Source organism: Chitinophaga sp. S165 (genome assembly GCF_003182155.1).
GTDB lineage: Bacteria > Bacteroidota > Bacteroidia > Chitinophagales > Chitinophagaceae > Chitinophaga.
Genome location: NZ_QGTG01000006.1, coordinates 230,759 through 245,921 on the forward strand (window position 1 = coordinate 230,759; position 15,163 = coordinate 245,921).

At 46.3% G+C, this 15,163-nt stretch carries 12 protein-coding genes; 9 read left to right on the forward strand and 3 right to left on the reverse strand.

Going from position 1 to position 15,163, the window contains the following annotated elements; all coding sequences use genetic code 11:
* Positions 1-256: 256 nt before the first annotated feature.
* Positions 257-793: a dCTP deaminase gene (dcd, locus tag C7475_RS22310; protein WP_110055619.1), complete on the reverse strand. Its 537-nt coding sequence runs from the start codon at positions 791-793 to the stop codon at positions 257-259.
* A gap of 99 nt (positions 794-892) precedes the next feature.
* On the opposite strand from dcd, the gene C7475_RS22315 reads away from it, so the two are divergent.
* The 8 genes from C7475_RS22315 (at position 893) to C7475_RS22350 (ending at position 11,356) form a co-directional block, all read left to right on the forward strand.
* On the forward strand, positions 893-1,576 hold the full coding sequence (locus C7475_RS22315; RefSeq protein WP_110055620.1) for a 4'-phosphopantetheinyl transferase superfamily protein: 684 nt from the start codon (positions 893-895) through the stop codon (positions 1,574-1,576).
* A gap of 27 nt (positions 1,577-1,603) precedes the next feature.
* Positions 1,604-2,113, forward strand: coding sequence for a shikimate kinase (locus tag C7475_RS22320; protein ID WP_110055621.1), 510 nt, complete (start codon positions 1,604-1,606; stop codon positions 2,111-2,113).
* A 204-nt stretch (positions 2,114-2,317) separates the two neighbouring features.
* On the forward strand, positions 2,318-2,713 hold the full coding sequence (locus C7475_RS22325) for a DUF423 domain-containing protein (RefSeq protein WP_110055622.1): 396 nt from the start codon (positions 2,318-2,320) through the stop codon (positions 2,711-2,713).
* 736 nt (positions 2,714-3,449) lie between these two features.
* Entirely contained in the window at positions 3,450-4,844 is a 1,395-nt protein-coding gene (locus tag C7475_RS22330; protein ID WP_110055623.1) for a S9 family peptidase, read from the forward strand.
* A 127-nt stretch (positions 4,845-4,971) separates the two neighbouring features.
* Positions 4,972-7,584 carry a DNA translocase FtsK gene (locus C7475_RS22335; protein ID WP_110055624.1) on the forward strand — a complete coding sequence of 871 codons (2,613 nt, stop codon included), beginning with the start codon at positions 4,972-4,974 and terminating at the stop codon, positions 7,582-7,584.
* A 90-nt stretch (positions 7,585-7,674) separates the two neighbouring features.
* On the forward strand, positions 7,675-8,343 hold the full coding sequence (locus C7475_RS22340) for an outer membrane lipoprotein carrier protein LolA (RefSeq protein WP_110055625.1): 669 nt from the start codon (positions 7,675-7,677) through the stop codon (positions 8,341-8,343).
* 110 nt (positions 8,344-8,453) lie between these two features.
* Positions 8,454-9,866 (forward strand): dihydrolipoyl dehydrogenase, encoded by a 1,413-nt coding sequence (gene lpdA, locus C7475_RS22345; protein ID WP_110055626.1) that lies wholly within the window; start codon positions 8,454-8,456, stop codon positions 9,864-9,866.
* A gap of 671 nt (positions 9,867-10,537) precedes the next feature.
* Complete coding sequence (locus tag C7475_RS22350; protein WP_110055627.1) at positions 10,538-11,356, forward strand: M57 family metalloprotease; 819 nt, start codon at positions 10,538-10,540, stop codon at positions 11,354-11,356.
* A 207-nt stretch (positions 11,357-11,563) separates the two neighbouring features.
* Here C7475_RS22350 and C7475_RS22355 read toward each other — a convergent pair whose 3' ends face one another.
* Both C7475_RS22355 and C7475_RS22360 read right to left on the reverse strand, forming a co-directional pair.
* On the reverse strand, positions 11,564-12,460 hold the full coding sequence (locus tag C7475_RS22355) for a bifunctional 2-polyprenyl-6-hydroxyphenol methylase/3-demethylubiquinol 3-O-methyltransferase UbiG (RefSeq protein ID WP_110055628.1): 897 nt from the start codon (positions 12,458-12,460) through the stop codon (positions 11,564-11,566).
* Positions 12,461-12,542: 82 nt separating this feature from the next.
* Positions 12,543-14,096, reverse strand: a complete 1,554-nt coding sequence (locus C7475_RS22360) for a methylmalonyl-CoA mutase (RefSeq protein WP_110055629.1) — start codon at positions 14,094-14,096, stop codon at positions 12,543-12,545.
* Positions 14,097-14,205: 109 nt separating this feature from the next.
* Between C7475_RS22360 and C7475_RS22365 the strand changes: the two genes are divergently transcribed.
* Positions 14,206-15,135 carry a M23 family metallopeptidase gene (locus C7475_RS22365; protein WP_110055630.1) on the forward strand — a complete coding sequence of 310 codons (930 nt, stop codon included), beginning with the start codon at positions 14,206-14,208 and terminating at the stop codon, positions 15,133-15,135.
* Positions 15,136-15,163: the final 28 nt, after the last annotated feature.

Sequence of the window (15,163 nt, forward strand, 5' to 3'; positions counted from 1 at the left end):
CAGCGATTAGTTAAAATAACATTGTTTTTTACTGGCAATGGGGTAGATCGGAGAGTGCTTTAAGCGGAGACGCGTCATGTATGCGTCGTATATACGCCCTGTATGCGTCGTGTATAAAGCATATATAAGCAATCAGAAACTACACGATTTGTATTAATTGATTGATATTCACTACTAAATATTATAAAGAAGGCCCCCGGAAACTGCTCCGGGGGCCTTCTTTACAATGATGTATTAATAGTATTTTCTCTTTCTATCAGAATTGGTTCTTCCACATCATGCTTTCTACCGGCTTGATAGTACGGCCATTGTATTTAGCATTGCCCTTCTTGTTATAGAAGGTTTCCACTTCTCCTTCCACCACAAAATAGATCAGCTGTCCGATTGGCATACCGGCATATACACGTACGGGTTGTGCGCATGATATCTCCAGTGTCCAGGTATTACAGAAACCCACATCACCTTTACCGGCAGTCGCGTGAATATCGATACCCAGGCGGCCGGTGCTGGATTTACCTTCCAGGAAAGGCACGTGTGCATGTGTTTCGGTGTATTCGAGGGTTACGCCCAGATAAAGTGTACCGGGTTGCAGTACATATCCTTCTTCCGGGATCTCGAAATGTTCAATTTCGTTGTGTGCGCGGGCGTCCAGTATCCTGTCCTTGTAAGTGGCCAGGTATTTACCCAGGTGAACGTCGTAAGAGTTGGTGCCGAGGTACTTCCGGTCATAAGGCGCAATAACGATAGTGCCTTTCTCAATTTCCTCCAATATCCTTTTGTCTGACAGGATCATAGATCGGGTGTAATTAGTTAGTAGTAAATAGTTGTGTTAGTCTTAGCTTCCGTGTTTAATGCATTCTGCATTCAGCTTTTTGCATTAATTTGGCAAGATATGCCATTAATACGTACCATACAAATCAATCCCGGCTCCCGGTTGGGAGTTTGGAAAATTGAAGAGGAAGAGGCGTTTTTCCGGGAGAAGGTCAATATTTCCCCCGCGATACACCATCCGCACAAGCGTTTGCAGCACTTTGCGGGGAGATATCTGCTCCAGGAACTGTACCCGGGTTTCCCGATTGAGAAGATCCAGGTGATGCAGAGCCGTAAGCCTTACCTGGACAGTCATAGCCTTCATTTTTCCATCTCGCATTGCGGCGATAATGTTGCTGCAATTGTGAGCAGCGATAGCGCGGTAGGTATTGATATAGAAGAGATAAAGCCTAAAATAGAAGCAGTATCGCATAAATTCCTGTCGCCTGAAGAGCAGGCTTTTATCGACCCGGTACAGGAACTGCCCCATAAGACAATCTGCTGGAGCGCCAAAGAGGCCGTTTTTAAGTGGTATGGGCTGGGAGGCGTTGATTTTAAAGAAAATATGCAACTTGCACCCTTTATATTCCAACAGAGAGGTTTCCTTACCTGCAATTTTAACAAAGCAGATAAAATTGCACGGTTATATTTGCAATACCTGATGGAAGACGGGTTATGCTTAACCTGGACGAGCGGGTCCGAAGATCTTTCTCCCACAAAGGCGGAAAACGCGGAAGCGGCACGTTCAGGGCACTCAGGACACTAGAACATTAATGTTTTAAAAACAGTCAATTTGAAAATCTTTCTACTCGGCTTTATGGGCGCCGGCAAGACTTACTGGGGCAAACAACTGGCGGAACATCTGTCATTACCGTTCTATGACCTGGATGATGTGATCGTGGAATCGGAAGCAATGTCCATCAGTGATATATTCGCCACAAAAGGAGAAGACTACTTCCGTCAGCAGGAAAACTATTGGCTGAAAGAGCTTTCCCGTAATGAGACCTTCCTGGTCTCCTGTGGTGGTGGTGCCCCCTGTTTCCAGGACAACATGGACATCATGAACAACAATGGTATCACTGTATGGCTCAATCCAAGCTTGTCTCTGATCGTAGAGCGCCTGAAACGCAAGAAGTCCAAACGCCCCCTGATCCAGGACCTGGCCGACGATGAACTGCTCGACTTCGTAGAAAAGAAGCTGGCAGAACGTGTACCTTTCTACGAACAGGCACAGATCACCATCGCAGAATCTGAGACCATCAGTCTCGATTCCTTTACACAAAGACTGGGCATAAAAGCATAGCAATGTTTCGCAAACGAAGCTTTAGAAACAAAGCTTTACAAACAAAGCTTCATAATCAAAGCTTCCCGAACAGCGCTTTGCGAACAATATGCTCCGCAAAATACGTCCCCGTCAGAAGCCGCACATTTGCAGAGGCATATGTAGCACCACGACGACTATGAGGGCGGCAACGAGCCATGAAACTAATCAAACGTCAATATACCAATGCATAAAGGATTTCTCATCATCGCAGCAATACTGGGCGCACTGGCCGTAACACTCGGCGCATTCGGCGCTCATAAGCTGAAGGAACTTGTACCACCGGAGACAGTAGGAACATTTCAGACAGGCGTAACGTATCAGTTTTACCATACATTCGCCTTGCTGGCGGTAGGCATTTTATTTGCACAGTTACCTCCTGCAGCTGGCAATCTCCTGGAATGGGCAGGACGCTGTTTCTTTATAGGTGTAATACTTTTCTCGGGCTCTCTGTACGTTCTGACAATGATAAAAGCAACAGAGACAGTAGGATTAAGTAAGATAGGCATTGTAACACCGATAGGCGGCTTATTCTTCATCGCCGGTTGGGTTTGCCTGCTGCTGGCACTGTTGAAGAAATAGGATTTTAAATATATCTGCGGATGAATTGACACTTTGCAGATCCTCCGACACCAGGTCACAACCCAAAACAGTAATAGCATTATTAATACTAATGCTTACACTTATAAAAATAAGAATTACGATCAGACTATCCAGGGGCTGGGCCTACAGGCTTAGCCCCTGGTATTTTGAATAGTAGCGCGCCTCTGCAGTAGTATTACATAAAACAGAGTGCTGCATCAGTTGAAAAACAATACGTCGATGCTGTAATAGGACAGTATCCTGCTGCTGCAAGATGGCAATTACGTAACGAGATGCCAGTCAGAGAATGGTATGTTCGTACTGTAAGTTGGAAGTATGTTATGTAATTGGATGTCAGTTAGAGAATAGTATGCTCTCGCTGCAGGATGGCAATTACTTAATTGTATGCCAGTGGGAAAGCGGATATCGTAAAAATGTGCCTTATCTGGTTGAGAAACGTTTGATGTGGTTCAATCATCAAACCAACGCTGAAACGTTTGACTAAGCTACATCGACATCCAGCCAAGCAGATACAGCACAGTTTACGATATCCGCGATCGAACGGCAAGTAATACCAAATGCGCGATCGAACGGCAAGTAATACCAAAATGCGCGACGAACGGCAAGTAATACCAAATGCGCGACCGAACGGCAAGTAATATCCAATCCGCGATCGAACGGCAAGTAACAACAAACAACCGCAAGCAAAACATAATAAAACAAGAAAAGTAATAACATGTTCAAATACCTGATTATCATTTGCCTCAGTCTCGCAGGAACAGTGACAGCACAAGATATCAACGGCAACTGGTACGGCGTCTTCACCAATCCGCAAGGCCAGAAACAACGCCTGCAATTACAATTGCAGCGCCAGGGCAATCAGCTTAAAGGACAATTAAAAAGCCCCGATATCGCTAAAGACGGTATTGAACTCGACAAGGTCTCGCTTAAAAATAACACCCTGGAATTTACAATAGACAGTATCAGTTTCAAATATACCGGCTACTGGAACAGTATCCGCAACCGTTATGAAGGATACTTCGTACAGATCGGTAACCGTACCACATTGAACTTCTCACGTGAAGAGATCAAAGACCTGCCCGTAACCCGGCCACAGGACCCGTCCGGGCATCCTGCATACGAAGTGGAAGAGGTGAAGTTCGTCAACCCGGTAGATAAGGTCCTGCTGACCGGAACATTCACTAAACCCGGTCAGAAAGGCCCATATCCCGTGATCGTACTGATATCAGGTCAACGCCAGCAGAACCGCGACAATGAACAGTTTGACCACCGCTCATTCGCAGTCCTCACAGACTATCTCGTAAAACACGGTATCGCTACACTGAGGTTCGACGACCGCGGAGTGGGAGAGAGCACCGGCAACTACGACTCCTCCGGGATCTTCAACTTCGCCGAAGACGTCAAAGCAGCAGTAAGCTGGCTGCGTAAACGAAATGATGCCGATACGGCCGCAATCGGACTACTGGGGTACAGTGAAGGAGGAACAGTAGCACAGATCGTAGCAGCCGGTGATCAGAAGATCGCTTTTATGATCAATATGGCCTCCCCCGGATTGGACGGCAGAGAATATTATAACAGGAAACTGGCGCAGGTAGCAAAAGCATTCGGCGAAAAGGAAAATTACATCGAAGCCTATGTAGCCAGCTACCAGCGTTATCTGAATGCACTATACCTCACCGCCGATCCCGGCGACAGGCAACGTAAAGCCTATGCAGAACTGTCTGCGCTCTATAATCACTTCGGCGACAGTACAAACACGAGCGGCAGGCAGAACTTCATAGAATCAACCTACGCGGCGGACAATACCGCAGAAGCATTGTCGTTGCTGCAATACGACCCTGCAACTTACCTTGCTAAAATAAAATGCCCGGTACTGGCCATCAACGGCGATCAGGATGTCATTACAGATGCTACCAGCAACCTGAAAGGAATAGAAAGCGGCCTTGTAAAAGGTGGAAATGAACTGGTTACGATCAGGACCTTCCCCGGACTGAATCACCTGTTTCAACGCTGTGAAGCATGTACGTTAGAAGAATATGGCACGTTAGACGAGACAATAAACCCCGCAGTATTGGAGTTTATCACAAGATGGGTACAGTTGTTGTATTAAAGGGTGGACCCGTAAATGGGAGTTGGTAATGAGGTACAGGGAATGCTGTTCTTAGTTACTGATTCTTAATTGAAAATAAATTCTTAATATATCGAACAGCGACCGTAATTTTGGAGCGCTATAATGTATGTCTAAAAATAAACTCAAAACAGAAAAACCAGAGAGTAAGAAACCTCGAGGCAACGACCCCAACGTACTAAAGCAGGACAAGGAAGTAGAGGTAAAAGTAAAAGAATTGGTAAAAGACGAACGGACCCATAAGGTTTTGGGGGTAATATGCCTGTTGTTGTCGCTCTACTGTTTTATCGCGTTTACATCTTATCTCTTTACCTGGGAAGAAGACCAGGATAAGGTATTTCGTTATTCTGCCAGCTTATTGTTGATGGACATGGATAGCGTGAAGGTGGAAAACCTCCTCGGGAGGTTAGGGGCCTTCGTCTCCCATTGGTTCTTTTACAAAGGGTTCGGTATCGCGTCATATTTGTTTTGCTATCTGTTTTTTGTCCTCGGCGTCAACTTCGTAGTTGGCCGCCGGGTATTCCGCATTTGGCGTAACGTTAAATATATTCTCTTCGGCCTGTTGTTCATCAGTACTACGGCCGCCTTCGTGTCCATGCTGTCCGACTTCCCCTGGGGCGGCGCCATGGGCGATGCTGTTAATACCTGGCTCATTGGCTTCCTCGGAAGGGCAGGAGCTGCATTACTGCTGATGGTAGCCGGACTTTCCTGGCTGATCTGGAAATACAATCTCGATTTCCAATGGATGGAACGGCAGTTTAAAGCCAAACCTAAACCAGCCGTAACACCGGTAGCTGTTCCTGAACCTGCCATTATCGCCGTTACACCGCAAGCTGCTACTACAAATACAAAAGAACCTAAACGGAAGAACGGACTGAAAGAATCAGGCGTCTCCGTAATACCACCTCCGTCAGATAATACCGAACTGCCTGAAATGCAGCTCGTTGAACGTAATGACGCTTCAATCACGCTCATTCCGCCAGCCAATCTGGCAGCTCATGAAGAAGAGGTGGAAGAAGAAGAGGAAGAAGAAGTACTGGAAGAACAGGAGGAAGAGGCAGGACCACTATTATATATAGAAGAAACAGTTGAACAGACTGCTTCCCGTGGTAAAAAGAAACCTAATACAGAAGATGTTGCCTGGGAGATCAAACCTCCCGTGGTAGAAAATGAAGAGGAAGAAGAGGTCGCGCCGGTAAGACAGCCCGTTCAGATGGACCCGTACGAGCCGACTCTTGATCTGCGTGACTATAAATATCCGTCCCTTGAACTGCTCGATAACCACAGTACGGAAAAGATCGTTCAGGACGCCAGTGAACTGGACAGGAACAAGAACCAGATCATTGACACCCTGAAAAACTACGATATCTCCATTCAGAAGATCAGTGCTACAGTAGGGCCGACCGTAACGCTGTACGAGATCGTACCTGCTGCCGGTGTGCGCATCTCCCGTATCAAGAACCTGGAAGATGACATCGCCCTTAGTCTGTCGGCACTGGGTATCCGTATCATTGCGCCGATCCCGGGTAAAGGTACCATCGGTATAGAGGTGCCCAATGTGAAAAAGAGCATTGTGTCGCTCAGAAACCTGCTGGCTTCTGAGAAGTTCCAGCAAAGTAGTATGGAACTACCGATCGCTATCGGTAAGAAGATTGATAATGAGAACTTTATAGCTGACCTGGCCAAAATGCCGCACTTGCTCATGGCAGGTGCTACAGGACAAGGTAAGTCAGTAGGTATCAATACATTATTGGTTTCTCTCCTCTATAAAAAGCACCCTTCCCAGCTGAAGTTCGTACTGGTTGATCCTAAAAAGGTGGAACTGTCGCTCTACAAGCTGATCGAGAAGCACTTCCTGGCCAAACTGCCAGGCGAAGAGGAAGCCATTATTACCGATACCAAAAAGGTGATCCATACCCTCAATGCCCTCTGTATTGAAATGGACCTCCGTTATGACCTCCTGAAAGAGGCCGGTACCCGTAATATCAAAGAATACAATAACAAATTCGTCCAGAGAAGACTAAACCCGCAAAGGGGCCACCGTTACCTGCCATTCGTGGTACTGGTTATCGACGAGTTTGCCGACCTGATCATGACTGCCGGTAAGGAAGTGGAAATGCCGATCGCCCGTCTGGCCCAGCTGGCCCGTGCGGTAGGTATCCACCTGATCATCGCTACACAGCGTCCGTCAGTCAATATCATTACCGGTACCATTAAAGCGAACTTCCCGGCGCGTATTGCGTTCAAGGTATCGTCCAAGATCGACTCCCGTACCATCCTCGACATTGGTGGTGCCGAACAGCTGATCGGACAGGGGGACATGCTGGTTTCCTTTAACGGAGAACTGGTACGTCTGCAGTGTGCTTTCGTTGACACGCCGGAAGTGGAGAAAGTGGCAGAGTATATCGGAGAACAGCGTGCTTATCCTGAAGCCTACCTGTTGCCGGAATATGTGGACGAGAAGGAAATGGAAGGCAGGGAGATCAGCCTGCAGGACAGGGACCCGCTTTTTGAAGAAGCTGCCCGCGTCATTGTACAAAACCAGCAAGGTTCTACTTCTCTCTTACAACGCCGTATGAAACTGGGCTATAACAGGGCCGGCAGGCTCATGGACCAGCTGGAAGCAGCCGGTATTGTCGGACCAAATATGGGTAGCAAGGCGAGAGAGGTGAACGTCAAAACAGAGGCTGATCTTGAAATGATCCTGGACGATCTCGGCTGATCATCGTAGTTTTGGCATTATATTAACTTAAGATAGATAGGTATCGGCATAACATTTGTCTCAAAAACAGCAGAAATAAAACTTACGAAAATGAAGAGAATTTTATTATTGGCCATATTAGCAGGCGGTGTAGTAACGAACGGAATGGCTCAGTCCAAAGGCGCCCTGGGAAAAAATGACCCAAAGGCAAAAGCTATCCTGGACGGTGTAAGCAAGAAATTTTCCCAGTTAAAATCAGTTGTGGCCAATTTTATATTGAAAGTAGAAGGTGCTAACAATAGTGTAACAGACTCTAAAAAAGGTACCGTTTATCTGAAAGGTGCTAAATATAAAGTGAACCTGGACGGTCAGGAGATCATCAGCGATAACAAGACTTCCTGGACATACGCAAAGGATGCTAACGAAGTAACAATCAATACTGTAGATGCTAACAGTACTTCCCTGTCGCCTGCAAAACTGTTCACCAACTTCTACGATAAAGACTATCTGTACCGCCTGGAAGGTGAAACCACAGAGAAAGGTAAGGTGCTGCAGAACATTGAAATGACACCTACAGACAAGTCCAAGAACGTATTTAAAGTGATCGTATCTATCGATAAAAAAGGCCAGAACATCTCTAAGATGAAGGTTTTCGAAAAGAACGGCAACCATTACACATACGAGATCACCAGCTTTACGCCCAATACAAACGTATCTGACGCTACTTTCAGCTTCGATCCTAAAAAGTATCCTGGCGTAGAAGTAGTAGACCTCCGATAAAATATTGATGGGTCTTCGCGAAACCGAAGACGGGAAAGCCTGGCTATTTTTGGCCGGGCTTTTTCCATTTTATTATTACCTTTGGCAAGTTTAAATTAAAATTAAGCAATATGGCATACGACGTAATCGTAATTGGTAGTGGCCCTGGTGGATATGTGGCTGCTATCCGTGCTTCTCAGCTGGGATTTAAGACGGCAATAGTTGAAAGAGAGAGCCTGGGCGGTATTTGTTTGAACTGGGGCTGTATCCCCACGAAAGCATTATTGAAGTCTGCGCAGGTATTTGAATATATACAGCACGCTAAAAATTATGGAATTAACGTTACCGAAGGTAGCGCTAGCGCTGATTTTGAGGCTGTAGTTAAGCGTAGCCGTGGTGTAGCTGACAAGATGAGTAAGGGTGTACAGTTCCTGATGAAGAAGAACAAGATCGACGTGCTGATGGGTACAGGTAAACTGAAATCCAAGAGCCAGATCGAAGTGACCGATAAAGATGGTAAGACTGCCGTACACGATGCAAAATATATTATCCTGGCAACAGGTGCACGTTCCCGTGAACTGCCTAATCTGAAAATAGATGGTAAGAAGGTAATTGGCTACCGTGAAGCAATGGTACTGCCTAAACAGCCTAAATCCATGATCGTTGTAGGTTCCGGCGCTATCGGCGTTGAATTTGCATACTTCTACGCAACCCTGGGCACTAAAGTGACCATCGTTGAGTTCATGCCGCGTATCGTTCCGGTTGAAGATGAAGACATCTCCAAAGAACTGGAAAAGATCTATAAGAAACAAGGCCTTAACATCATGACCAACGCTTCTGTTGAAGCTGTTGAAGCTAATGGCGATGGTGTTAAAGCAAGAGTGAAAACCGCTACCGGCGATGTATTCCTGGAAGCTGACGTAGTACTGAGCGCTGTTGGTATCGCTGCTAACATCGAAAACCTCGGTCTGGAAGCGCTGGGCGTTAAAACCGACAAGGGTAAAGTACTGGTTGACAAATACTACCAGACCAATGTACAGGGCGTTTACGCTATCGGTGACATGGTTCCTGGTCAGGCATTGGCACACGTTGCTTCTAAAGAAGGTATCGTTTGTGTTGAAGCGATCGCTTACAACGAAAAGAAATACGCGCACAAACCAGAACCTATCGATTACATGAACATTCCTGGTTGTACTTACTGTGCTCCGGAAATCGCTTCTGTAGGTTATACTGAGAAAGCTGCTAAAGAAGCTGGTTACGAAGTGAAAGTGGGTAAATTCCCATTCTCTGCTTCCGGTAAAGCTTCTGCTGCCGGTGCTCCTGAAGGTTTCATCAAAGTTATCTTCGATGCTAAATACGGCGAATGGTTAGGTACTCACATGATCGGTGCCAACGTTACTGAGATCATTGCACAGACAGTGACTGCACGTAAACTGGAAACCACTTATCAGGAAGTACTGGATTCCATCCACCCGCACCCAACTATGAGCGAATCTGTAAAAGACGCGATAGAGGTTGCTTACGGCGAAGCAATTCACCTGTAATAATTAACTCTTCTATAGTGAAGCCCTTCTGTTCTGCAGAAGGGCTTTTTGTTTACTTCTGTTGCCCTTGATGCAATTTTGATGAGAGTTGCTTCAGCGCACTTGCTTCCTGTTACCAAATTGTCCCCTTTAGCAAGACGCTTTCGTGATCCTTCACGCCTTTCTGCATATATCTCCTTACCATCACTTCGTTAATCGCTGTTCTTTGATTTTCAATTCATTTTTATTTTCTGAGTATCATGGAATGTTGTAATATTGATGTCGAGCAACTGAAATCTAAACGACAAGTCGAGCACTAAAATCAGAGCAATCTACAACCGGGCACACCCGGTGTTACCCGAGTAATCAACTATTTGAGAATCCAGCAATGAACGCGGTAAATCGCTAGCAGCCGTATGTCTTGCAGCCACAAAAATGAAAGCATGAGTTAAGCAAATTATCTGTCAGGTTAGCTATATCTACTGATGAACAATGTACGTCTCCATAAACGTTATGGGAAGCAGTTTGCTGAACATTTGCCTTCGGTTTCCGGGAGATGATCTGTCCTGTATGTAAACTATTCTCATTACAGGCCAGTTGTCAATTGTTTATGTTCGCCACATTTATCATCAGCTGATCAGCTAATAATATCTTCATTTTATCATTTTATTGAAACCCAAACCCAACAATGTATGCGTAAACACACATTAACGGCCCTCCTTTGCCTGATGGCAGGAGTGCTGATCATTTCCTGTAAAAAGGAAGCGGTAAAATCAACAACATCATCATCAGAGATCTCTGATGAAACAAAAGCAAAGATCTATGCTCTCGGCTTCGGCACTGACAATGTAAGAAAAGTAGACGGCGGCTATCTCGTGGAAAATGATATCGTGTTAACAGAAGAAAACCTGAATACAAAGGTGAACAGCCCGTTTCTGAGGATTGCTGAAAGCGAGCAATATCGCACCACTAACCTGGTTTCTGTTTCCGGTACCCGTACCATCACTGTAAGGGTAAGCGGACTTGGTAGTGCTTTCATAGCAGGCGCAGATACCGCCATTGCCCGCTATAACAGGGCTAACTTAACTATCAGGTTTTCCCGTATTACCAGTGGCACGGCAAATATTACTATTCAGGGCTTCTCTCAGGGACCAAGCGGTGGGTTTATTACATTAGGGTCAGCGGGTTTCCCGACAGCATCAGGCAATCCTTTCAATCAGATCCTGATGAACACACATCCTCAGGCATATGGATCAAATCCTAATGTACTGTATGTAGGTTCCGTAATACAACATGAAATCGGCCACTGTATAGGTTTCCGTCATACTGACTATACAACCCGTTCCAGTTGTAATCAAAATGTGAACGAAGGTGTCGCTCCGTACGGCGCAGTCCTGATCCCTGGCACCCCTTCAGGCGCTGACGCCAACTCCTGGATGCTTGCTTGTTCCAATGGCGGCAACCGTACATTCAATGCAAACGATCGGATAGCACTAAACTATTTGTATTAAGCCTTAAGGTCCCTTATTAGCTGATGCATGAGCAAAGGTGGTAGGCACATAAACTATCGCCCATAAAAAAGCCAGAGACTAGCTTATCCCGCTATGTGTCTCTGGCTTTTTATTATAATGATGTACGATGATGAACAATGACGTACAACGAAGTACAAGGATGTACTAAGATGCAATGATGCAAAATGATACACTTAAAATGATATGCTATTCAGCCTTACACTCATATACTACTGAGCTGCATCTGTCCACGTTCTTCAGTCCTTTTCTGTAGGAGATGAACCCATTCCAGAAGCCTTTGAACAGGCCATTACCACCGGTTTTATATTTCTCACTGAGCAGGCTCACATAGAAGCCATCGAACACCATCGGATGTTTTCTAACGATCCTGATCTTATGTTGTTTCAATAGTTCTTCCATGGAGGAAGGAGAGAAGTGGTAGAGGTGGCGCGGCACATCATAGGCAGCCCAGAAGGGACCGTAGTGCTCTGCGTCAGGAGATGTATAATTAGGGACTGCAATGATCAGTGAGCCTTCCGGTTTGAGTAGTGTACGGATCTGTTTCAGATAATCATGCAGTGAATGCACATGTTCCAATACATGCCACATGGTAATAGCATCGAACTGCTGTGGTGGCAGGGAGAACAGCTCATCGGATGGCTGTGGCTCAATATTATAAAGTGTTTTAGCGTTATTTCTGGCGATTTCGTCTGGCTCGAGGCCGGTTACCTGCCATCCGAGTTGTTTCATGTAATGAAGGAAAGCGCCTGTACCGCAACCGATATCGAGAAGTGTACCTTGTTTCAGTCCTGTAGCGGCTTTCACCCAGTTCTGTTTGGAGCGCATGGTGATTTTCCTCACGCTATGATATAAACGATTGATCAGTCCTTTACGGGTTTCTGAATGGGAAATGTAGTCCTGCGATTGATAATAGCGTCCAATCTCTGAAGGGCCAGGCACGTGCTGGGTAAACCTTCCGCTGCAATGCCCGCAATGATAAATATCAAATGACTCTCCTGATACGGTATAATCCTTCGCTGTCAGCGCCTTGTGTAAATTACCGGCCCCACACAATGGGCAGGCATTATAATAAATAGAAGACATGGCCTAAAAATACAATACAATTACGAATTACGGATCATGAAATAAGAATTGCCCAACACACTGAGTATGAAGTGCGATAACATCAAATCCCCTTATGCTCACCCCAAACCTTCCGCAGCGTATCGGCAATCTCCCCGAGCGTACAGTAATGCTCCACAGCCTCCACAACGATCGGCATAACATTCTCCGTAGTCTGCGCAGCATTCTCCAGCCGTTGTAGCAAGGCCGTTACGGCTGCATTATCCCGCCTGCTCCGCAGCGATTGCAGGCGTTCGGTCTGCACTTGCCGGATGCTGTCATCAATACGGAAAACCTCCGTAGTGACATCTTCCTTCACAGCGAATTTATTCACGCCGACAATCACCTTCTCGCCATTCTCAATTTCCTGTTGATAACGGTAAGCGCTCCTCGCAATTTCATCCTGCATAAAACCCTGTTCTATCGCACTGACAGCACCACCCATAACATCGATCCGCTCTATAAGCTCCCATGCCCGGGCTTCAACCTCATTGGTCAGCGCTTCAACATAATAAGACCCTGCCAGCGGATCAACAGTATCAGCAATACCACTTTCATATCCGACGATCTGCTGTGTGCGAAGCGCAATACGCGCAGCCGCTTCAGTAGGCAGTGACAGCGCCTCATCGTAACCATTGGTGTGCAGGGATTGCGTGCCGCCAAGCGTAGCCGCCAGCGTCTGTACAGTTACACGAACTATATTGTTGTGCGGCTGCTGAGCCGTGAGCGTACTGCCACCCGTCTGTGTATGAAAACGCATCATCTGTGCCTTCGGATCAGTAGCCCCCATGTCTTTGGTGATATGTGCCCACATACGACGTGCCGCACGGAATTTTGCGACTTCCTCAAACAGGTGATTGTGTGCATTGAAAAAGAAGGAAAGACGGCGGGCAAACACATTTATATCAAGTCCCTTATCCAGAGCAGCTTTTAAATATGCCTTACCGTTTGCAAGGGTGAAGGCCAGTTCCTGTACTGCGTTAGCACCCGCTTCGCGGATATGATAGCCTGAAATTGAGATGGTATTCCATTTGGGTACCTCATGACTGCAATAGTCAAAGATGTCGGTAATGAGCCTCATAGAGGGCTTTGGAGGGTAAATGAAAGTACCGCGGGCAGCATACTCCTTGAGGATGTCATTCTGAATGGTCCCGGAGATCTTCTTCAGATCAGCACCCTGCTTTTTGGCAAGGGCAATATAAAGTGCGAGTAAGATAAAACCAGTAGCATTTATGGTCATGGAAGTAGAGATCTCTTCCAGTTTGATGCCTTTGAACAGGCGCTCCATATCTTCCAGCGAATCGATAGCAACACCAACTTTCCCCACCTCACCCTCCGACATCGGATGGTCGGAGTCATACCCTATCTGGGTAGGCAGGTCAAACGCCACGCTAAGCCCCATAACCCCCTGTTGCAGCAGGTAATGATAACGTTCGTTGGACGCTTCTGCCGTACTGAAACCTGCATACTGCCGCATTGTCCACAACTTATCCCGGTACATGGAAGCATGTACCCCCCTCGTGTAAGGAAATTCACCCGGTAATTCCTGCATAGGCACAGATTCCGTATATACAGGAGCAATCGTGATACCGGCATCTGTTTTGATGTTATCTTTCATAATCTGATTTTCGTGGAAAGAATGTAGTAGCAAGCAATGTTACATAATTATTACGTTATTGCGGTGGTGCTTAAATTTGATAATTTGCAAAAAGATTTTTCGGTAAGCTATGTTTATTTACGTTTTGTTACTACTCACATTCGCCCTGGCTCTTCTAAGTATCTTTTTGGTCTTCGTCGCATCCGCCAGGAACTTCCGGCATAGCTGGTCCCTGTATATCTTAGGACTTTCCCTCGGCCTGTTTATTTATCTCTACGGTACCTGGATCTACCTTACTGTGGATGCCAAATGGGGATTTGGCATCTGTTTGCTGCTTACACTGGTACTTGGCTTCTTCCGTAAAAAGAAAATTGCACCGGTAAGACGCTGGTGGCGCTTCTCGGGCAACCTGTTCTTCTCAGCTGTATTTCTCACGCTCAGTGTCCTGTATTTTACCGGTACTACGGGGAAGGCGAGGGCTATAGACCTGGCGTTCCCGCTGAAGACGGGCAGGTATTTCGTGCTGCAGGGAGGAAAGGGATTACCTACTAACCTGTTTCATTACAGTTTGCGTGGCGCTATATATGCGATGGACATTGTAAAGTTGAAACCCAATGGCAGCCGGGCAAATGCTATTTTCAGCCGTAGGCTGGAAGACTATGAAATATTCGGAGATACGCTCTATAGCCCATGCGATGGCCGTATTGCGAAGGCTGTTGGCGATGACCCTGACAACATACCACCAGCAATGGCACGCGGACCGCATAATACGAACCAGGTACTGATAGAAACACCTAACAGTTACGTGTTCCTGGCACACCTGAAACAGGGGAGTGTGATCGTGAAAGAAGGAGATATCGTGAAACAGGGAGATCCCCTGGGATGTGTAGGTAATTCCGGATTTAGTTCAGAGCCGCATTTACACATTCAGGCCCATGTAAAAGAGCCGGGCCAGCCCTGGTTCCGGTCGCCCCCCCGCTATATTCATTTTAACGGCAGGGGATACCTGTTGTATGAAGTGATAAGACCACAGCGGGTAGAGATGGTGAATAAGAAATAGCAGTACGTTGTTGTAAGGAAACTAAACG

What these genes read in the sequence shown, in the direction of transcription:
- C7475_RS22335 (WP_110055624.1), top strand. Translation starts at nt 4,972, where the DNA reads ATGTCTAAAAATAAACTCAAAACAGAAAAACCAGAGAGTAAGAAACCT.
- dcd (WP_110055619.1), bottom strand. Translation starts at nt 793, where the DNA reads ATGATCCTGTCAGACAAAAGGATATTGGAGGAAATTGAGAAAGGCACT.
- C7475_RS22330 (WP_110055623.1), top strand. Translation starts at nt 3,450, where the DNA reads ATGTTCAAATACCTGATTATCATTTGCCTCAGTCTCGCAGGAACAGTG.
- C7475_RS22360 (WP_110055629.1), bottom strand. Translation starts at nt 14,096, where the DNA reads ATGAAAGATAACATCAAAACAGATGCCGGTATCACGATTGCTCCTGTA.
- C7475_RS22350 (WP_110055627.1), top strand. Translation starts at nt 10,538, where the DNA reads ATGCGTAAACACACATTAACGGCCCTCCTTTGCCTGATGGCAGGAGTG.
- C7475_RS22355 (WP_110055628.1), bottom strand. Translation starts at nt 12,460, where the DNA reads ATGTCTTCTATTTATTATAATGCCTGCCCATTGTGTGGGGCCGGTAAT.
- C7475_RS22325 (WP_110055622.1), top strand. Translation starts at nt 2,318, where the DNA reads ATGCATAAAGGATTTCTCATCATCGCAGCAATACTGGGCGCACTGGCC.
- C7475_RS22315 (WP_110055620.1), top strand. Translation starts at nt 893, where the DNA reads ATGCCATTAATACGTACCATACAAATCAATCCCGGCTCCCGGTTGGGA.
- C7475_RS22365 (WP_110055630.1), top strand. Translation starts at nt 14,206, where the DNA reads ATGTTTATTTACGTTTTGTTACTACTCACATTCGCCCTGGCTCTTCTA.
- lpdA (WP_110055626.1), top strand. Translation starts at nt 8,454, where the DNA reads ATGGCATACGACGTAATCGTAATTGGTAGTGGCCCTGGTGGATATGTG.
- C7475_RS22340 (WP_110055625.1), top strand. Translation starts at nt 7,675, where the DNA reads ATGAAGAGAATTTTATTATTGGCCATATTAGCAGGCGGTGTAGTAACG.